The sequence below is a fragment of the Geobacillus sp. C56-T3 genome (assembly GCF_000092445.1).
Lineage (GTDB): Bacteria > Bacillota > Bacilli > Bacillales > Anoxybacillaceae > Geobacillus > Geobacillus thermoleovorans.
In genome coordinates, this window is record NC_014206.1 from 17,678 (window position 1) to 36,515 (window position 18,838).

Annotated in this window: 13 protein-coding genes, 2 tRNA genes, 3 rRNA genes, 1 other RNA gene and 1 other annotated feature; of the genes, 18 read left to right on the plus strand and 1 reads right to left on the minus strand. The window is 54.0% G+C overall.

The window, feature by feature from the left end; all coding sequences use genetic code 11:
* The first annotated feature begins 7 nt into the window (after nucleotides 1-7).
* From guaB to serS, 5 genes are all read left to right on the plus strand, one after another.
* Nucleotides 8-1,474, plus strand: a complete 1,467-nt coding sequence (guaB, locus tag GC56T3_RS00070) for an IMP dehydrogenase (RefSeq protein ID WP_011229525.1) — start codon at nucleotides 8-10, stop codon at nucleotides 1,472-1,474.
* A gap of 104 nt (nucleotides 1,475-1,578) precedes the next feature.
* On the plus strand, nucleotides 1,579-2,937 hold the full coding sequence (locus tag GC56T3_RS00075; protein ID WP_013143952.1) for a serine hydrolase: 1,359 nt from the start codon (nucleotides 1,579-1,581) through the stop codon (nucleotides 2,935-2,937).
* Between the two features lie 130 nt (nucleotides 2,938-3,067).
* Nucleotides 3,068-3,952 (plus strand): pyridoxal 5'-phosphate synthase lyase subunit PdxS, encoded by an 885-nt coding sequence (gene pdxS, locus GC56T3_RS00080; RefSeq protein ID WP_011229527.1) that lies wholly within the window; start codon nucleotides 3,068-3,070, stop codon nucleotides 3,950-3,952.
* 24 nt (nucleotides 3,953-3,976) lie between these two features.
* A complete protein-coding gene (gene pdxT, locus GC56T3_RS00085; RefSeq protein WP_013143953.1) occupies nucleotides 3,977-4,567 on the plus strand; it encodes a pyridoxal 5'-phosphate synthase glutaminase subunit PdxT in 591 nt (196 codons plus the stop codon).
* Nucleotides 4,568-4,576: 9 nt separating this feature from the next.
* Nucleotides 4,577-4,796: a binding site (T-box leader), on the plus strand.
* 50 nt (nucleotides 4,797-4,846) lie between these two features.
* The gene (gene serS / locus GC56T3_RS00090) at nucleotides 4,847-6,121 is read left to right on the plus strand and encodes a serine--tRNA ligase (protein ID WP_013143954.1); all 1,275 of its coding nucleotides are present in this window, start codon (nucleotides 4,847-4,849) and stop codon (nucleotides 6,119-6,121) included.
* Between the two features lie 215 nt (nucleotides 6,122-6,336).
* On the opposite strand, the gene GC56T3_RS00095 is transcribed toward serS, so the two are convergent.
* Entirely contained in the window at nucleotides 6,337-7,623 is a 1,287-nt protein-coding gene (locus GC56T3_RS00095; RefSeq protein ID WP_013143955.1) for a LysM peptidoglycan-binding domain-containing protein, read from the minus strand.
* 85 nt (nucleotides 7,624-7,708) lie between these two features.
* On the opposite strand from GC56T3_RS00095, the gene tadA reads away from it, so the two are divergent.
* The 13 genes from tadA (at nucleotide 7,709) to GC56T3_RS00155 (ending at nucleotide 18,770) form a co-directional block, all read left to right on the plus strand.
* Nucleotides 7,709-8,206: a tRNA adenosine(34) deaminase TadA gene (tadA, locus tag GC56T3_RS00100; RefSeq protein ID WP_011229532.1), complete on the plus strand. Its 498-nt coding sequence runs from the start codon at nucleotides 7,709-7,711 to the stop codon at nucleotides 8,204-8,206.
* Nucleotides 8,207-8,244: 38 nt separating this feature from the next.
* Nucleotides 8,245-8,509: signal recognition particle sRNA large type (gene ffs, locus GC56T3_RS18175), an RNA gene on the plus strand.
* Between the two features lie 117 nt (nucleotides 8,510-8,626).
* A complete protein-coding gene (dnaX, locus tag GC56T3_RS00105) occupies nucleotides 8,627-10,306 on the plus strand; it encodes a DNA polymerase III subunit gamma/tau (protein ID WP_012820425.1) in 1,680 nt (559 codons plus the stop codon).
* Between the two features lie 23 nt (nucleotides 10,307-10,329).
* Nucleotides 10,330-10,656, plus strand: a complete 327-nt coding sequence (locus GC56T3_RS00110) for a YbaB/EbfC family nucleoid-associated protein (RefSeq protein WP_011229534.1) — start codon at nucleotides 10,330-10,332, stop codon at nucleotides 10,654-10,656.
* A gap of 9 nt (nucleotides 10,657-10,665) precedes the next feature.
* The gene (recR, locus tag GC56T3_RS00115; RefSeq protein WP_011229535.1) at nucleotides 10,666-11,262 is read left to right on the plus strand and encodes a recombination mediator RecR; all 597 of its coding nucleotides are present in this window, start codon (nucleotides 10,666-10,668) and stop codon (nucleotides 11,260-11,262) included.
* A gap of 23 nt (nucleotides 11,263-11,285) precedes the next feature.
* Nucleotides 11,286-11,510 carry a YaaL family protein gene (locus tag GC56T3_RS00120; protein WP_012820427.1) on the plus strand — a complete coding sequence of 75 codons (225 nt, stop codon included), beginning with the start codon at nucleotides 11,286-11,288 and terminating at the stop codon, nucleotides 11,508-11,510.
* A gap of 78 nt (nucleotides 11,511-11,588) precedes the next feature.
* The gene (locus GC56T3_RS00125; RefSeq protein ID WP_011229537.1) at nucleotides 11,589-11,852 is read left to right on the plus strand and encodes a pro-sigmaK processing inhibitor BofA family protein; all 264 of its coding nucleotides are present in this window, start codon (nucleotides 11,589-11,591) and stop codon (nucleotides 11,850-11,852) included.
* A 542-nt stretch (nucleotides 11,853-12,394) separates the two neighbouring features.
* Nucleotides 12,395-13,952, plus strand: a 16S ribosomal RNA gene (locus GC56T3_RS00130).
* Between the two features lie 335 nt (nucleotides 13,953-14,287).
* Nucleotides 14,288-14,361, plus strand: a tRNA-Ile gene (locus GC56T3_RS00135).
* Nucleotides 14,362-14,367: 6 nt separating this feature from the next.
* Nucleotides 14,368-14,443, plus strand: a tRNA-Ala gene (locus GC56T3_RS00140).
* Between the two features lie 563 nt (nucleotides 14,444-15,006).
* Nucleotides 15,007-17,935 (plus strand): 23S ribosomal RNA (locus GC56T3_RS00145).
* A 359-nt stretch (nucleotides 17,936-18,294) separates the two neighbouring features.
* Nucleotides 18,295-18,411 (plus strand): 5S ribosomal RNA (gene rrf, locus GC56T3_RS00150).
* Together the 16S, 23S and 5S rRNA genes with 2 tRNA genes alongside form the textbook arrangement of a ribosomal RNA operon.
* Before the next feature lie 152 nt (nucleotides 18,412-18,563).
* A complete protein-coding gene (locus GC56T3_RS00155; protein ID WP_011229538.1) occupies nucleotides 18,564-18,770 on the plus strand; it encodes a sigma factor G inhibitor Gin in 207 nt (68 codons plus the stop codon).
* Nucleotides 18,771-18,838 lie beyond the last annotated feature (68 nt).

Below are 18,838 nucleotides of genomic sequence, written 5' to 3' on the forward strand. Positions count from 1 at the left end.
AGAAAACATGTGGGAAGCGAAATTCGCCAAGGAAGGATTGACGTTTGATGATGTTCTTCTCATCCCAGCGAAGTCGGATGTATTGCCGCGCGATGTTGATGTAACCACGAAGTTGAGCGATACGCTGCAGTTGAACATCCCGATTCTCAGCGCCGGGATGGATACGGTCACCGAAGCGGAGATGGCAATTGCGATGGCGCGTCAGGGAGGCCTTGGCATCATTCACAAAAATATGTCGATCGAACAGCAGGCCGAGCAGGTCGACAAGGTGAAACGGTCGGAACGAGGCGTCATTACGGACCCGTTTTTCCTAACGCCGGATCATCAAGTGTATGATGCAGAACACTTAATGAGTAAATATCGGATCTCGGGGGTGCCGATCGTCAACAACCCCGAGGAGCAAAAATTGGTCGGCATTATTACGAACCGTGACTTGCGTTTCATTCAAGACTATTCGATTAAAATTTCCGAGGTAATGACGAAGGAAAACTTGATCACTGCTCCGGTGGGGACAACGTTGGAGGAAGCAGAGAAAATTTTGCAGCGACACAAGGTCGAAAAACTGCCTCTTGTTGATGAAAACGGTGTGCTGAAGGGATTAATTACGATCAAGGATATTGAAAAGGTCATTGAGTTCCCGAATTCGGCGAAAGATGCGAAAGGGAGGCTGATTGTCGGGGCAGCCGTCGGGGTGACGGCGGACACGATGATTCGCGTCAAAAAGCTTGTTGAGGCAGGGGTTGATGTCATTGTCGTTGACACGGCGCACGGCCATTCGAAAGGCGTCCTAGAGACGGTGGCCAACATCCGACGCCAATACCCGGACTTGAACATCATCGCCGGCAATGTCGCGACAGCTGAAGGGACGCGCGACTTGATTGAGGCTGGGGCGAACATTATTAAAGTCGGAATCGGTCCGGGGTCCATCTGCACGACCCGGGTTGTCGCCGGGGTTGGTGTGCCGCAAATTACGGCGATCTACGACTGTGCGACTGAGGCGCGCAAACATGGCGTCCCGATCATCGCTGACGGCGGGATCAAATATTCCGGCGACATTGTGAAGGCGATCGCGGCTGGGGCGCATGCGGTTATGCTCGGCAGCTTGCTTGCTGGTGTTTCCGAAAGCCCGGGTGAGACGGAAATTTACCAAGGCCGCCGCTTCAAGGTGTACCGGGGCATGGGATCGGTCGCAGCCATGGAGCGCGGCAGCAAAGACCGCTATTTTCAAGAAGATGCGAAAAAGTTTGTCCCGGAAGGCATCGAGGGACGCGTTCCATACAAAGGGCCGCTTGCCGACACGATTTATCAGCTTGTCGGTGGGTTGCGCGCCGGCATGGGCTATTGTGGAACCCGCAATTTGGAAGAGCTGCGCGAAAAAACGCAGTTTATCCGCATGACGAGCGCGGGGCTCCGTGAAAGCCATCCGCATGACGTGCAAATTACGAAAGAAGCGCCGAACTACTCTGCTTTTTGATCGGAGTTGCGCCGATCGGCTCAACTTTGACGGAGACATGTCCTCCGTCTATTTTTTTGGCCGACGGTATGTTACAATAACGGTTGTGTGAGGAGGGTGTCATTGTGAGGAGGAGAAAACAAAACTGGTTGTTTTGGTTGCTGTCGATTTGCCTTTGTTTAACGTTTGGTCCGTTTCAACAGACGGTGAAGGCGGAAAGCGCCCCGCTTGACATCCGGGCGGACGCTGCGATTTTAGTGGATGCACAAACGGGAAGAATTTTGTATGAAAAAAATATCGATACGGTGCTTGGGATTGCCAGCATGACGAAAATGATGACCGAGTATTTGCTTCTTGACGCCATTAAGGCGAAGCGCGTCAAATGGGATCAAATGTACACGCCAAGCGATTACGTGTACCGGCTGTCGCAAGACCGGGCGCTGTCCAATGTCCCGTTGCGAAAAGATGGCAAGTATACGGTGCGTGAGCTGTACGAGGCAATGGCCATTTATTCGGCGAACGGGGCAACGGTCGCGATTGCTGAGATCATCGCTGGATCGGAGAAAAATTTTGTGAAAATGATGAACGACAAAGCGAAAGAGCTTGGGCTGAAAGATTATAAGTTTGTCAATGCCACAGGGTTGAGCAATAAGGATTTAAAAGGATTCCATCCAGAAGGGACAAGCACAAATGAGGAAAACGTCATGTCCGCACGTGCGATGGCGATGCTTGCCTACCGGTTGCTGAAAGATCATCCCGAAGTGCTGAAAACAGCGAGCATTCCTCATAAAGTATTCCGGGAAGGAACAAAAGATGAAATCAAAATGGACAACTGGAATTGGATGCTGCCTGGGCTTGTGTACGGATACGAAGGTGTAGACGGGTTGAAAACCGGCTATACGGAATTTGCCGGCAACTGTTTCACCGGGACGGCGAAACGAAACGGCGTCCGCTTGATTTCGGTTGTCATGAACGCGAAAGATGCGAGTGGGAAAACAACAAAAGAGGCGCGCTTTAAAGAGACAGAAAAACTATTTAACTACGGATTCAACCAATACTCCCTCGAGACGCTTTATCCAAAAGGGTACCAGCTGAAAGGAAAAGAAACACTTCCGGTCGTGAAAGGGAAAGACAAAGAGGTTCGTGTCGCGACAGGAAAGAATCTGGATCTGCTTGTGAAAAACGGCGAGGAAAAACAATACAAACCTGTATATGTGTTGGACAAGAAAAAAATGACAAAAGAAGGAAAGCTAGTCGCCCCTTTGAAAAAAGGGGAAACGGTTGGATATATGACGCTCGAATATAAAGGGGACGACTCCCTTGCCTTCTTAAGCCCAGACATGCAAAAAAACATCCGTGTGCCGCTTGTCACAACAGCTGAAGTCGAAAAAGCCAATTGGTTTGTTCTTTCGATGCGCGCGGTCGGCGGACTGTTTGTTGATTTATGGACAAGCGTCGCCAAAACAGTGAAAGGCTGGCTGTAGAATCGACTCCCCTTGATGGGGAGCTTTTTTCCATTGTGATTTTTGTAAAAATTGAGGTAAAATAAAACAGTGGAATCGTCCTTTTGCATGCCTCGCAAAGCATAAGGATTAGGAATAGGGGGAATCAACGTTGGCATTGACAGGTACGGACCGCGTCAAACGCGGCATGGCGGAAATGCAAAAAGGCGGCGTCATCATGGACGTCGTGAACGCAGAACAGGCGAAAATCGCTGAAGCGGCAGGGGCTGTCGCGGTTATGGCGCTCGAGCGCGTCCCGGCGGACATTCGCGCCGCTGGCGGTGTCGCGCGCATGGCCGACCCGACGGTGATCGAAGAAGTGATGAACGCCGTTTCGATCCCAGTCATGGCGAAAGTGCGGATCGGTCACTATGTTGAGGCGCGTGTCTTAGAGGCGCTTGGTGTCGACTACATTGACGAAAGCGAAGTATTAACGCCGGCTGATGAGGAATTCCATATTGACAAACGGCAGTTTACCGTTCCATTTGTGTGCGGTTGCCGCGATTTAGGGGAAGCGGCGCGCCGCATTGCAGAAGGGGCATCGATGTTGCGAACCAAAGGAGAGCCGGGGACAGGCAACATTGTTGAGGCCGTGCGCCATATGCGCAAAGTGAACGCGCAAATTCGCAAAGTCGTCAACATGAGCGAAGATGAGCTTGTCGCTGAGGCGAAACAGCTCGGGGCTCCGGTTGAGGTGCTGCGCGAGATCAAGCGGCTTGGCCGCCTGCCGGTCGTCAACTTTGCCGCCGGCGGTGTCGCGACACCGGCTGACGCTGCCTTGATGATGCACTTGGGTGCGGACGGTGTCTTTGTTGGGTCTGGCATTTTCAAATCGGAAAATCCGGAAAAATACGCGCGCGCGATCGTAGAGGCGACGACTCATTACGAAGACTATGAATTGATCGCACACTTGTCGAAAGGATTGGGCGGCGCGATGCGTGGCATCGATATCGCGACATTGTTGCCGGAGCACCGGATGCAAGAACGCGGCTGGTAAGCTAAATAAAGGAGCAAAGCAACGATGAAAATAGGTGTACTTGGACTGCAAGGAGCTGTGCGGGAGCATGTTCGCGCCATTGAGGCGTGCGGCGCCGAGGCGGTCATCGTGAAAAAGCCGGAGCAGCTTGAAGGGTTGGACGGTCTTGTGCTGCCGGGCGGCGAAAGCACAACGATGCGGCGGCTCATCGACCGCTATGGGCTGATGGAGCCGCTCAAGCAATTTGCCGCTGCCGGCAAGCCGATGTTCGGCACGTGCGCCGGACTCATTTTGCTGGCGAAGCGAATTGTCGGCTATGACGAGCCACATTTAGGATTAATGGACATTACAGTCGAGCGGAACTCGTTCGGTCGGCAGCGGGAAAGCTTTGAGGCGGAGCTGTCGATTAAGGGTGTCGGCGACGGGTTTGTCGGCGTCTTCATCCGTGCTCCGCACATTGTCGAGGTCGGGGACGGGGTCGATGTCTTGGCGACATACAATGACCGCATTGTCGCCGCTCGACAAGGACAGTTTCTTGGCTGCTCGTTCCACCCAGAGCTGACCGACGATCATCGATTGATGCAATACTTCCTCAACATGGTCAAAGAAGCGAAAATGGCGTCAAGCCTCAAGTAAAGTGATCAAGCGAAAGCGATGAGAGGAACAAGTAGCAGGCCCCCTTCCTTTCAGAGAGCCGGTGGGTGGTGCGAACCGGCAGGGAGCTCCTGTGAATCCATCCTCGAGCAAAACGTTGAACGCCCAAAGGGCCAGTAGGCGTTTTCGGCCGCCGCCGTTATCGGCATAAGTGGAAGGCATGGTTGGCCTTCAATAAGGGTGGCACCGCGGGATGGCTCCCGTCCCTTTTTGGGACGGGGGCTTTCTTTGTATAATAAAAGGCGAAGGAGGTAGAAAACGGTGCTGGATATGAAAGTATTGCGTACTCAGTTTCAAGAAGTAAAGGAAAAATTAATGCAACGCGGCGGGGATTTGACGAACATCGACCGCTTTGAACAATTGGACAAAGACCGCCGCCGCTTGATCGCGGAAGTCGAAGAGCTGAAAAGCAAGCGCAACGATGTGTCGCAGCAAATCGCTGTCCTAAAGCGCGAGAAAAAGGACGCCGAGCCGCTGATTGCCCAAATGCGCGAAGTCGGTGACCGCATTAAACGGATGGATGAACAAATTCGCCAGCTTGAGGCGGAACTCGACGACTTGTTGTTGTCGATTCCAAACGTGCCGCACGAATCAGTGCCGATCGGCCAATCAGAAGAGGACAATGTGGAAGTGCGGAGATGGGGAGAGCCGCGTTCGTTTTCCTTTGAGCCGAAGCCGCATTGGGAAATCGCCGATCGGCTCGGTTTGCTCGACTTTGAGCGAGCCGCCAAAGTGGCGGGAAGCCGATTTGTCTTTTATAAAGGGTTAGGAGCGCGGCTTGAGCGGGCGCTCATCAACTTTATGCTTGACATCCATCTCGATGAATTCGGTTACGAAGAAGTGTTGCCGCCATATTTAGTGAACCGGGCGAGCATGATCGGAACCGGACAGTTGCCGAAATTTGCCGAGGATGCGTTCCATTTGGACAGCGAAGATTATTTCCTCATTCCGACCGCTGAGGTGCCGGTGACGAACCTGCACCGCGACGAAATTTTGGCCGCAGATGATTTGCCGATTTACTATGCGGCCTACAGCGCCTGCTTCCGCGCGGAAGCCGGGTCGGCCGGCCGCGACACGAGAGGGCTGATCCGTCAGCATCAGTTCAATAAAGTCGAGCTGGTAAAATTCGTAAAGCCGGAGGACTCGTACGATGAATTGGAAAAGCTGACGCGCCAGGCAGAGACGATTTTGCAACGGCTCGGGCTTCCGTACCGCGTTGTCGCCTTGTGCACCGGAGACCTTGGATTCTCGGCGGCGAAAACGTACGATATTGAAGTTTGGCTGCCAAGTTACGGAACGTACCGGGAAATTTCGTCGTGCAGCAACTTTGAGGCGTTTCAAGCGCGCCGTGCCAACATCCGCTTCCGTCGGGATCCAAAAGCGAAACCGGAGTACGTGCATACATTAAACGGTTCGGGGCTAGCCATTGGGCGGACGGTCGCCGCCATTTTGGAAAACTACCAGCAAGAAGACGGCTCGGTCATCGTTCCGGAAGCGCTTCGTCCTTACATGGGGAATCGGGACGTCATTCGCTGAAAAAAGGTGCTTGAGGCAAATCGTTGGTTGACTTTTCCCGACTGCCGTGTTATAGTGAATGACGTTGGCAATGAGGAACATCTTGTTCTTGGCCAAGACGATGATGAAGAGGACTGACGCGCATAAGAGGAGATTGTCATCTGAAACGGCTGACCGCCGAAAGCCGTTTCCCATCATAAAAAAACCCGCCGTTGACCGGCGGGTTTTTTATGCCTTTATTTTTTTACAACAGTAAATTGATCAGCGATCAGCAGCCAGTTTTGTGGAAAATCAATGCCAAGTTTCCAATAGCTGACCCCGCGCAAACCAAGTTCCTTCACGAGATTAAATTTTGCTTGAATGGAGCGGGCGTCCTCGAACCATACTTCATGCTCGCGTCCGTTTTCGTCGCGATAGCGAAAATGCGGTGCCTGCGCCTCCGTATCGTATTCGATGGCAACGTTATACTTTGCGGCGAGGGCGATGGCTTGCTGCGGGCTGATGGCCTGGGCGTACGGGCCGCCGGGTACATATGGCAGCGTCCAGTCGTAGCCATACAAGTTTTGCCCCATCAAAATTTTTCCGGCTGGCATTTCAGAGATGGCGTACTCGAGAACGCGGCGGACCGGACCGATCGGGGACACCGGCATCGGCGGCCCGCCGCTGTAGCCCCATTCATACGTCATGATCACGACAAAGTCGACAATTTGTCCATGGGCGCGGTAGTCGTGTGCTTCGTACCAACGTCCGCGCTGGGTCGCGCTCGTTTTTGGCGCCAAGGCGGTCGACATCATCCACCCTTCTCGTGCAAACCGCCGTTTCGCTTTGCGCAAAAACGCATTATACGCCTCACGGTCTTCCGGGCGCAAATATTCAAAATCAAAATGGATGTCGCGGAAGCCATACCGTCTAGCGGTCGCGACAATGTTGTCGAGCAGACGATTTTGCAGCGTTTCGTTTGTTAACATAAGCGCGCCGAGCTCGTCGCTGAACTGCCCGTTTTCAATGTTGGCGACAACCATAACGAGCGTGACGCGGTTGGCGCGGGCAATATCCGGAAAGTCGTCAAGCGGCGGCTCTTGCAATGTCGCGTCGCGTCGGATCGCAAAATAAAAAGGACTCAAATAAGTCAAATACGGAGCGGCTTCGCGAGCGCTCGCCTCCAGCGCTGGGCTGACAGTCGCGCCGCGCGGTTCAATATAGGCGTTAAACTCCGCTCTTCGCTTGGCGCCGGGCGGTATATAAAGCCGCTGCCCGACCTTAAGCGGAGCGTTTAAGGAGAGGCGATTCACTTCGGCAAGCCGCTGCATCGGAATCGAAAATCGGCGTGCAATCGACCATAACGTGTCGCCGCGCTGCACCCAGTAAAAACGACCGACGATCGGGATCACGAGTGCCTGGCCGACAACGAGTTTATCAGGGTTTGGAAGCTTGTTGGCCCGGACAATTTCTTCCGCCGTGGTCCCGTATGCCTCAGCAATTCCACTTAACGTTTGTCCACTCTGCACTACGTGGATTTGCATACTTGACCTCCTAGTTGCGTCTTTATTCTCCATATTCTATGATGAAAAGAAAGGAGAAATGACCGTTTGTGTGAAGGGGTATACGATGAACACCGACGAGTACTACATGCGATTGGCAATGGAAGAAGCAAAAAAAGCGGAGCAGATCGGCGAAGTGCCGATCGGCGCTGTCATCGTTCAAGACGGCCGCGTCATCGCCCGCGCTCATAATTTGCGGGAAACCGAACAACGCGCCATCGCTCATGCAGAAATTTTGGCAATCGATGAAGCATGCCGGGCAACCGGTTCATGGCGGCTTGAGCGGGCGACGTTGTACGTAACGCTTGAGCCGTGCGCCATGTGCGCAGGCGCCATTGTTCTTTCCCGCATCGAACGGGTTGTATTTGGCGCGTTTGACCCAAAGGGAGGGTGCGCTGGGACATTGATGAACTTATTGCAGGAAAGCCGATTTAACCATCAGGTTAAGGTGGTAAGCGGGGTGCTTGCTGACGAGTGCGGTTCGCTGTTGAGCCAATTTTTTCGACGATTGCGCGAACAAAAGAGAAATGTTGGCGGGAGTGCCAACGAAAATTCCGTCGATTGACATTGCATTTTTTCCGCTAACGAGCTATACTGATAGTGCCGTGCTAAGCGGGGAGGTAGCGGTGCCCTGTACTCGCAATCCGCTCTAGCGAGGCTGAATTCCTTCTCGAGGTTAGTCTGTTGCGAGGCCTGTCTCAAGCAAGTGGTGTTGACGTCTGGGTCCCGCGCAATGGGATTCCGTGAACCCTGTCAGGTCCGGAAGGAAGCAGCAGTAAGCGGATGCTCCCATGTGCCGCGGGGACGCCTGGGCTGAGCTAACTGCTTGAGCAACGCTCGGGGCAGCTAATCGACAGAAGGTGCACGGCCTTACATAGCGATAGGGAACAAAACCCACTCATGGCGAGTGGGTTTTTTGTTATTTCAAATTGCAATAGGAAGTTATATAATAGATAGGACGAGAGAAAGAGGAGGGCCGTTTTCCGTGGCATACCAAGCGTTATATCGCGTGTTTCGGCCGCAGCGCTTTGCGGACATGGTCGGCCAAGAACACGTGACCAAGACGTTGCAAAGCGCCCTGCTTCAACATAAAATATCGCACGCTTACTTATTTTCCGGCCCGCGCGGTACAGGAAAAACGAGCGCAGCGAAAATTTTCGCCAAGGCGGTCAACTGTGAACAGGCGCCAGCGGCGGAGCCATGCAATGAGTGTCCAGCTTGCCTCGGCATTACGAATGGAACGGTTCCCGATGTGCTGGAAATTGACGCTGCTTCCAACAACCGCGTCGATGAAATTCGTGATATCCGTGAGAAGGTGAAATTTGCGCCGACGTCGGCCCGCTACAAAGTGTATATCATCGACGAGGTGCATATGCTGTCGATCGGTGCGTTTAACGCGCTGTTGAAAACGTTGGAGGAGCCGCCGAAACACGTCATTTTCATTTTGGCCACGACCGAGCCGCACAAAATTCCGGCGACGATCATTTCCCGCTGCCAACGGTTCGATTTTCGCCGCATCCCGCTTCCGGCGATCGTTTCACGGCTAAAGTATGTCGCAAGCGCCCAAGGTGTCGAGGCGTCCGATGAGGCATTGTCCGCCATCGCCCGTGCTGCAGACGGGGGGATGCGCGATGCGCTCAGCTTGCTTGATCAAGCCATTTCGTTCAGCGACGGGAAACTTCGGCTCGACGACGTGCTGGCGATGACCGGGGCTGCATCATTTGCCGCCTTATCGAGCTTCATCGAAGCCATCCACCGCAAAGATACAGCGGCGGTTCTTCAGCAGTTGGAAACGATGATGGCGCAAGGGAAAGATCCGCATCGTTTGGTTGAAGACTTGATTTTGTACTATCGCGATTTATTGCTGTACAAAACCGCTCCCTATGTGGAGGGAGCGATTCAAATTGCTGTCGTTGACGAAGCGTTCACTTCACTGTCGGAAATGATTCCGGTTTCCAATTTATACGAGGCCATCGAGTTGCTGAACAAAAGCCAGCAAGAGATGAAGTGGACAAACCACCCGCGCCTTCTGTTGGAAGTGGCGCTTGTGAAACTTTGCCATCCATCAGCCGCCGCCCCGTCGCTGTCGGCTTCCGAGTTGGAACCGTTGATAAAGCGGATTGAAACGCTGGAGGCGGAATTGCGGCGCCTGAAGGAACAACCGCCTGCCCCTCCGTCGACCGCCGCGCCGGTGAAAAAACTGTCCAAACCGATGAAAACGGGGGGATATAAAGCCCCGGTTGGCCGCATTTACGAGCTGTTGAAACAGGCGACGCATGAAGATTTAGCTTTGGTGAAAGGATGCTGGGCGGATGTGCTCGACACGTTGAAACGGCAGCATAAAGTGTCGCACGCTGCCTTGCTGCAAGAGAGCGAGCCGGTTGCAGCGAGCGCCTCAGCGTTTGTATTAAAATTCAAATACGAAATCCACTGCAAAATGGCGACCGATCCCACAAGTTCGGTCAAAGAAAACGTCGAAGCGATTTTGTTTGAGCTGACAAACCGCCGCTTTGAAATGGTAGCCATTCCGGAGGGAGAATGGGGAAAAATAAGAGAAGAGTTCATCCGCAATAAGGACGCCATGGTGGAAAAAAGCGAAGAAGATCCGTTAATCGCCGAAGCGAAGCGGCTGTTTGGCGAAGAGCTGATCGAAATTAAAGAATAAACCGTTTAAAGGAGGATGCCAAGATGATGCGTGGCGGAATGGGCAATATGCAAAAAATGTTAAAACAAATGCAAAAAATGCAAAAAGAAATGCAAAAAGCGCAGGAAGAGTTGGCGGAAAAAACGGTGGAAGGCACGGCGGGCGGAGGCATGGTGACCGTTGTCGCTAACGGTCATAAACAAATTTTGGAAGTAAAAATTAAAGAGGAAGTCGTCGACCCAGACGATATTGAAATGCTGCAAGATTTGATTTTGGCAGCGACAAACGATGCGTTGAAAAAAGCGGATGAGTTGGCTAATGAAATGATGGGGCAGTTTACGAAAGGACTTAACATTCCAGGGTTGTTCTAGGGAGGGCGTATGCATTATCCAGAACCGCTATCGAAGTTGATTGACAGTTTTATGAAACTGCCCGGCATCGGCCCGAAAACGGCTGCCCGCCTTGCATTTCATGTGCTGGCGATGAAAGAAGACACCGTGCTTGAGTTTGCCAAAGCGCTCGTTGATGTCAAGCGGCATATTCATTATTGCACGATTTGCGGACATATTACAGATACAGACCCTTGCTACATCTGCAAAGACGAGCGGCGCGACCGGACGACGATTTGCGTTGTTCAGGATCCGAAAGATGTCATCGCCATGGAGAGGATGAAAGAATACAATGGCCTGTACCACGTGTTGCACGGGGCCATCTCGCCGATGGAAGGCATCGGACCGGAAGATATTAAAATCGCCGAGCTGCTCACGCGATTGCAGGATGAGACGGTCCAAGAGGTGATTTTAGCGACAGACCCGAACATCGAGGGAGAGGCAACGGCGATGTACATCTCCCGCCTGTTGAAGCCGACAGGAATCAAAGTCACCCGCATCGCCCATGGCTTGCCGGTCGGCGGCGACTTGGAGTATGCGGACGAAGTGACGTTATCAAAGGCGTTGGAAGGGCGCCGTGAGCTATAGAGAAAAAGAAGGTGGGGATCGGTTTGTTATGGCGGCGAAAGGGGAAACTAAAGAGACAATTTGATGAGAAGTTAATGGCTGAACTACAAAAGGCTAGAACTGAATGGCTTGAGCAGAAACAACTCATCGAAAAAAGCGTCGATCCGTCTCCGGAGGTGCTGAGCGCATTGCAACTCGCTGAGGCCAAATATTTTTTCCTCCTCCGCGAAGCGAAGCACCGCCGCATCACACTTAAGGAAGTGCGTTAACTTCCTTATTTTTTTGTTCTTTTTTCCCCTGTTTCTCATACGTTGGTAGTACAAGCGTGCAAAAAGGGGGTTCAAACGTTGGAGCCGAAAGTCGTCATTACCGTGTTGCTAGCGCTTATCGCCGTTTTGCTTATCGTCGGCGCCCGTCTCAAAGCGCTTCGCCTGATCGGCTACGCTGCTATCCGCCTGATCGTCGGGGCGCTCGCGCTGTTTGTCATCAACGCCATCGGCGGGCATTTTAACATCCATATTCCGATTAACCTCGTCACCTCAATCGTTTGCGGATTTCTTGGCCTCCCTGGAGCGGCAGCGTTAATCGTGATTGACCGATATATTTTGTAGGCATCATTATTCAAGATGCCTTTAATTTTTTTGTTTAAAAGTTATTGACTTTTATATGACAATGCATTATATTAATTAATGTCGCTGTTCATGAAAGATATGTTGACAGCAAATTAAATGATATGTATAATAATAAAAGTGTGCAAGATAAACAAGTTCCTTGAAAACTAAACAAAACGCAAGCGTCATAAGAAAAGCGGAGGCGCCGTAATTTCGCCTAAAGGCAGCCTGCGTCCTGCGGGCAACGGCGAAATATCGCCATCCTGGCGATCTCGAAGCCAAATGTTCTTCACCTCGAGGGGTGCTTGCACCTCGAGGTAGAAGGTGATTTGGCAGAAGAGAGCGAGGCGCCGAAGCTGGACAATGCGAAAAGCGGAGGCCGCTTGCCTATCGGCGAAACGCGCTGAGAGGCCCGCGAGCGGGCTTAGCCCGCCGCAGCGGGACACGAAGCGTCGCGAGCCGATAGCGGCCGAAGCTAGACAGCATGAAAAGCGGAGGCCGCTTTGGCCGAAGCTGGACAATACGAAAAGCCAATCAACTTTCTTTTGGAGAGTTTGATCCTGGCTCAGGACGAACGCTGGCGGCGTGCCTAATACATGCAAGTCGAGCGGATCAAATCGGAGCTTGCTCTGGTTTGGTCAGCGGCGGACGGGTGAGTAACACGTGGGCAACCTGCCCGCAAGACCGGGATAACTCCGGGAAACCGGAGCTAATACCGGATAACACCGAAGACCGCATGGTCTTTGGTTGAAAGGCGGCCTTTGGCTGTCACTTGCGGATGGGCCCGCGGCGCATTAGCTAGTTGGTGAGGTAACGGCTCACCAAGGCGACGATGCGTAGCCGGCCTGAGAGGGTGACCGGCCACACTGGGACTGAGACACGGCCCAGACTCCTACGGGAGGCAGCAGTAGGGAATCTTCCGCAATGGGCGAAAGCCTGACGGAGCGACGCCGCGTGAGCGAAGAAGGCCTTCGGGTCGTAAAGCTCTGTTGTGAGGGACGAAGGGGCGCCGTTCGAAGAGGGCGGCGCGGTGACGGTACCTCACGAGGAAGCCCCGGCTAACTACGTGCCAGCAGCCGCGGTAATACGTAGGGGGCGAGCGTTGTCCGGAATTATTGGGCGTAAAGCGCGCGCAGGCGGTCCCTTAAGTCTGATGTGAAAGCCCACGGCTCAACCGTGGAGGGTCATTGGAAACTGGGGGACTTGAGTGCAGGAGAGGAGAGCGGAATTCCACGTGTAGCGGTGAAATGCGTAGAGATGTGGAGGAACACCAGTGGCGAAGGCGGCTCTCTGGCCTGCAACTGACGCTGAGGCGCGAAAGCGTGGGGAGCAAACAGGATTAGATACCCTGGTAGTCCACGCCGTAAACGATGAGTGCTAAGTGTTAGAGGGGTCACACCCTTTAGTGCTGCAGCTAACGCGATAAGCACTCCGCCTGGGGAGTACGGCCGCAAGGCTGAAACTCAAAGGAATTGACGGGGGCCCGCACAAGCGGTGGAGCATGTGGTTTAATTCGAAGCAACGCGAAGAACCTTACCAGGTCTTGACATCCCCTGACAACCCAAGAGATTGGGCGTTCCCCCTTCGGGGGGACAGGGTGACAGGTGGTGCATGGTTGTCGTCAGCTCGTGTCGTGAGATGTTGGGTTAAGTCCCGCAACGAGCGCAACCCTCGCCTCTAGTTGCCAGCATTCAGTTGGGCACTCTAGAGGGACTGCCGGCGACAAGTCGGAGGAAGGTGGGGATGACGTCAAATCATCATGCCCCTTATGACCTGGGCTACACACGTGCTACAATGGGCGGTACAAAGGGTTGCGAACCCGCGAGGGGGAGCGAATCCCAAAAAGCCGCTCTCAGTTCGGATTGCAGGCTGCAACTCGCCTGCATGAAGCCGGAATCGCTAGTAATCGCGGATCAGCATGCCGCGGTGAATACGTTCCCGGGCCTTGTACACACCGCCCGTCACACCACGAGAGCTTGCAACACCCGAAGTCGGTGAGGCAACCCGCAAGGGAGCCAGCCGCCGAAGGTGGGGCAAGTGATTGGGGTGAAGTCGTAACAAGGTAGCCGTACCGGAAGGTGCGGCTGGATCACCTCCTTTCTAAGGGGAAAAGCGGAGGCCGCCCGCCTATCGGCGAGGTGCGCTGGAGGGCCTGCGAGCGGGCTTAGCCCGCCGCAGCAGGACCGAAGCGTCGCGAGCCGATGGCGGCCGGAGCTAGACAATTCGAAAAGCGGAGGCGAGCGTTTCGCCGCGATGGGCAAATGTTCTTCGCCTGGAGGGATTTACAATCCCGAAGGCGAAGGTTATTTGACCCCGAGCGGCGGCGAGCCGGAGCTAGACAGAATTTCTTGACAAAACCTATCAGTTTGATTATAATGACGCTTGCTGTTTTGTTTAGTTTTGAGGGAACTTATTGTTCCTTGCAATGTGTATATGGGCCTATAGCTCAGCTGGTCAGAGCGCACGCCTGATAAGCGTGAGGTCGGTGGTTCAAGTCCACTTAGGCCCATTGGATGGGGCCTTAGCTCAGCTGGGAGAGCGCCTGCTTTGCAAGCAGGAGGTCATCGGTTCGATCCCGATAGGCTCCACCATATCAAGTTTTGCGTCTGTGCCTGTGTCTGCTAGCGGGTTCAGGGAAGCAAGATTCCTCGGCACAAGACTGCAGAGAAGTGAATTCAATGAAGTAGTCTCGTTTGCGTCTGCGTCTACAAGCGGATTCGGAGAAGCCGAATTCCTCGACGCAAACCAGCGAAGAAGCGAATTCAAAGGAGCTACTTTGCGTCTGTGCCTGCGTCTGCTAGCGGGTTCAGGGAAGCAAGATTCCTCGGCACAAGACTGCAGAGAAGTGAATTCAATGAAGTAGTCTCGTTCCTTGAAAACTAGATAACCGGAAAAGCGGAGGCGAGCGTTTCGCCGCGATGGGCAAATGTTCTTCGCCTGGAGGGATTTACAATCCCGAAGGCGAAGGTTATTTGACCCCGAGCGGCGGCGAGCCGAAGCTAGACAATTGGAAAAGCGGAGGCGCCGCGATCGGCTCTCGAAGCCAAATGTTCTTCACCCGCAGGGGTGCTTGCACCCCGAGGGGGAAGGTTATTTGGCAGAAGAGAGCCAGGCGCCGACGCTAGACATGAAGGAAGAAGCCGAGAGCGCAATAGGTTAAGCTGGAAAGGGCGCACGGTGGATGCCTTGGCACTAGGAGCCGATGAAGGACGGGGCAAACGCCGAAACGCTTCGGGGAGCTGTAAGCAAGCGTTGATCCGGAGATGTCCGAATGGGGGAACCCACTGTCCGTAATGGGGCAGTATCCATGCCTGAATCCATAGGGCATGGAGGGCACACCCGGGGAACTGAAACATCTTAGTACCCGGAGGAGAAGAAAGCAACCGCGATTCCCTGAGTAGCGGCGAGCGAAACGGGAACAGCCCAAACCAAGAGGCATGTCCTCTTGGGGTTGTAGGACCGCTCACGATGGGAGTGAGAAAGGAACGGGGTAGACGAACCGGTCTGGAACGGCCGGCCAGAGAAGGTGAGAGCCCTGTAGTCGAAACTTCGTTCCCTCCCGAGCGGATCCTGAGTACGGCGGGACACGAGGAATCCCGTCGGAAGCAGGGAGGACCATCTCCCAAGGCTAAATACTCCCTAGTGACCGATAGTGCACCAGTACCGTGAGGGAAAGGTGAAAAGCACCCCGGGAGGGGAGTGAAAGAGAACCTGAAACCGTGTGCCTACAAGTAGTCAGAGCCCGTTGATGGGTGATGGCGTGCCTTTTGTAGAATGAACCGGCGAGTGACGATGGCGTGCGAGGTTAAGCCGAAGAGGCGGAGCCGCAGCGAAAGCGAGTCTGAACAGGGCGTCAAGTACGTCGTCGTCGACCCGAAACCAGGTGATCTACCCATGTCCAGGGTGAAGGCCGGGTAACACCGGCTGGAGGCCCGAACCCACGCACGTTGAAAAGTGCGGGGATGAGGTGTGGGTAGGGGTGAAATGCCAATCGAACTTGGAGATAGCTGGTTCTCCCCGAAATAGCTTTAGGGCTAGCCTCGGGTTTAGGAGTCTTGGAGGTAGAGCACTGATTGGGCTAGGGGCCCAAAACGGGTTACCGAACCCAGTCAAACTCCGAATGCCAATGACTTATGCCCGGGAGTCAGACCGCGAGTGATAAGATCCGTGGTCGAGAGGGGAACAGCCCAGACCGCCAGCTAAGGCCCCGAAGTGCACGTTCAGTGGAAAAGGATGTGGAGTTGCCGAGACAACCAGGATGTTGGCTTAGAAGCAGCCACCATTTAAAGAGTGCGTAATAGCTCACTGGTCGAGTGACTCTGCGCCGAAAATGTACCGGGGCTAAACGTGCCGCCGAAGCTGCGGGATGACCGTTGGTCATCGGTAGGGGAGCGTTCTAAGGGCAGAGAAGCCAGACCGGAAGGACTGGTGGAGCGCTTAGAAGTGAGAATGCCGGTATGAGTAGCGAAAACAGAGGTGAGAATCCTCTGCGCCGAAAGCCTAAGGGTTCCTGAGGAAGGTTCGTCCGCTCAGGGTTAGTCGGGACCTAAGCCGAGGCCGAAAGGCGTAGGTGATGGACAACAGGTGGAGATTCCTGTACCACCTTCTTCCCGTTTGAGCGATGGGGGGACGCAGGAGGATAGGGCGAGCAGGCGGCTGGAAGAGCCTGTCCAAGCCGCAAGGCTGATCCGCAGGCAAATCCGCGGATCATAAGGCCAAGCGGTGACGGCGACGGATGGATCCGGAAGTCCCCGATTTCACACTGCCAAGAAAAGCCTCTAGCGAGGGAAGAGGTGCCCGTACCGCAAACCGACACAGGTAGGCGAGGAGAGAATCCTAAGGCGCGCGGGAGAACTCTCGTTAAGGAACTCGGCAAAATGACCCCGTAACTTCGGGAGAAGGGGTGCTCTTTGGGGTGAAGAGCCCTGAAGAGCCGCAGTGAAAAGGCCCAAGCGACTGTTTATCAAAAACACAGGTCTCTGCGAAGCCGAAAGGCGACGTATAGGGGCTGACACCTGCCCGGTGCTGGAAGGTTAAGGGGAGCGCTTAGCGGAAGCGAAGGTGCGAACCGAAGCCCCAGTAAACGGCGGCCGTAACTATAACGGTCCTAAGGTAGCGAAATTCCTTGTCGGGTAAGTTCCGACCCGCACGAAAGGTGTAACGACTTGGGCGCTGTCTCAACGAGAGACCCGGTGAAATTATACTACCTGTGAAGATGCAGGTTACCCGCGACAGGACGGAAAGACCCCGTGGAGCTTTACTGCAGCCTGATATGGAATTTTGGTATCGCTTGTACAGGATAGGTGGGAGCCTGGGAAGCCGGAGCGCCAGCTTCGGTGGAGGCGGCGGTGGGATACCACCCTGGCGGTATTGAAATTCTAACCCGCACCCCTTAGCGGGGTGGGAGACAGTGTCAGGTGGGCAGTTTGACTGGGGCGGTCGCCTCCCAAAAGGTAACGGAGGCGCCCAAAGGTTCCCTCAGAATGGTTGGAAATCATTCGGAGAGTGCAAAGGCACAAGGGAGCTTGACTGCGAGACGGACAGGTCGAGCAGGGACGAAAGTCGGGCTTAGTGATCCGGTGGTTCCGCATGGAAGGGCCATCGCTCAACGGATAAAAGCTACCCCGGGGATAACAGGCTGATCTCCCCCAAGAGTCCACATCGACGGGGAGGTTTGGCACCTCGATGTCGGCTCATCGCATCCTGGGGCTGTAGTCGGTCCCAAGGGTTGGGCTGTTCGCCCATTAAAGCGGTACGCGAGCTGGGTTCAGAACGTCGTGAGACAGTTCGGTCCCTATCCGTCGCGGGCGTAGGAAATTTGAGAGGAGCTGTCCTTAGTACGAGAGGACCGGGATGGACGCACCGCTGGTGTACCAGTTGTCCCGCCAGGGGCACCGCTGGGTAGCTATGTGCGGACGGGATAAGCGCTGAAAGCATCTAAGCGTGAAGCCCCCCTCAAGATGAGATTTCCCACCGCGTTAGGCGGGTAAGATCCCTCGAAGATGACGAGGTCGATAGGTCCGAGGTGGAAGCGTGGCGACACGTGGAGCTGACGGATACTAATCGATCGAGGGCTTGACCTAGTGAGAAAAGTGAAAGCGCCGCGATTAGCTCTCGAAGCCAAATGTTCTTCACCCGCTGGGGTGCTTGCACCCCGAGGGGGAAGGTTATTTGGCAGAAGAGAGCTAGGCGCTGGAACTGGACAGCAAGAAAAGTGGAGGCCGCCCGCTTATCGGCGAGGTGCGCTGGAGGGCCTGCGAGCGGGCTTAGCCCGCCGCAGCAGGACCGAAGCGTCGCGAGCCGATGGCGGCCGGAACTAGACAGCGAAAAGCGCAGGCGAGCGGCTTCTTCCGACGGTTATCTAGTTTTGAAGGAATGAATTTCCTTCTTGACATTGTTTATTTTTCAAGTATAATAAATGATGTCAAAATCAAACCGCTTGCCTAGTGGCTATGGCGGAGGGGAAACACCCGTTCCCATCCCGAACACGGAAGTTAAGCCCTCCAGCGCCGATGGTAGTTGGGGCCAGCGCCCCTGCAAGAGTAGGTCGCTGCTAGGCAATAAACGAGCAGCCAGTTGCATTGGTGCAATTGGCTGCTTTCGTTTTTTGAGGAAAAAACGATAAGGACCCGCTCAATGTCTCTCTTCCTTTCATCTACTAGTATAGAATGTTAGCAATGTGGGAAACATAGAGGATGGGAGGTGGAGAGCGTGAGGACATCAATAGCAGACCGGAATCAACGCGAACATGTATGCATCGTTTGTGAACAGGAAAAAAAGGAAGGGATTTTCCTTTTTGGCCATTTTCTTTGTTTGGACTGCAACCGGGCGATTGTGCAAACGAATACGGACGACCCGAACTACTCGTTTTATGTGCGGCAGCTGCGCAAAATGTTTACATCGAAAATTCACTCGTAATCAGGGCCTGCATTTGGGCCTGTTTTTATTTGCGATTGACGCGACTCGTGCGTTTTTTCGGACGTTTG

Bases quoted from the DNA above. Each gene is read 5' to 3' on its own strand.
- recR (WP_011229535.1), top strand. From the start codon at position 10,666: ATGCATTATCCAGAACCGCTATCGAAGTTGATTGACAGTTTTATGAAA.
- guaB (WP_011229525.1), top strand. From the start codon at position 8: ATGTGGGAAGCGAAATTCGCCAAGGAAGGATTGACGTTTGATGATGTT.
- GC56T3_RS00095 (WP_013143955.1), bottom strand. From the start codon at position 7,623: ATGCAAATCCACGTAGTGCAGAGTGGACAAACGTTAAGTGGAATTGCT.
- pdxT (WP_013143953.1), top strand. From the start codon at position 3,977: ATGAAAATAGGTGTACTTGGACTGCAAGGAGCTGTGCGGGAGCATGTT.
- GC56T3_RS00110 (WP_011229534.1), top strand. From the start codon at position 10,330: ATGATGCGTGGCGGAATGGGCAATATGCAAAAAATGTTAAAACAAATG.
- tadA (WP_011229532.1), top strand. From the start codon at position 7,709: ATGAACACCGACGAGTACTACATGCGATTGGCAATGGAAGAAGCAAAA.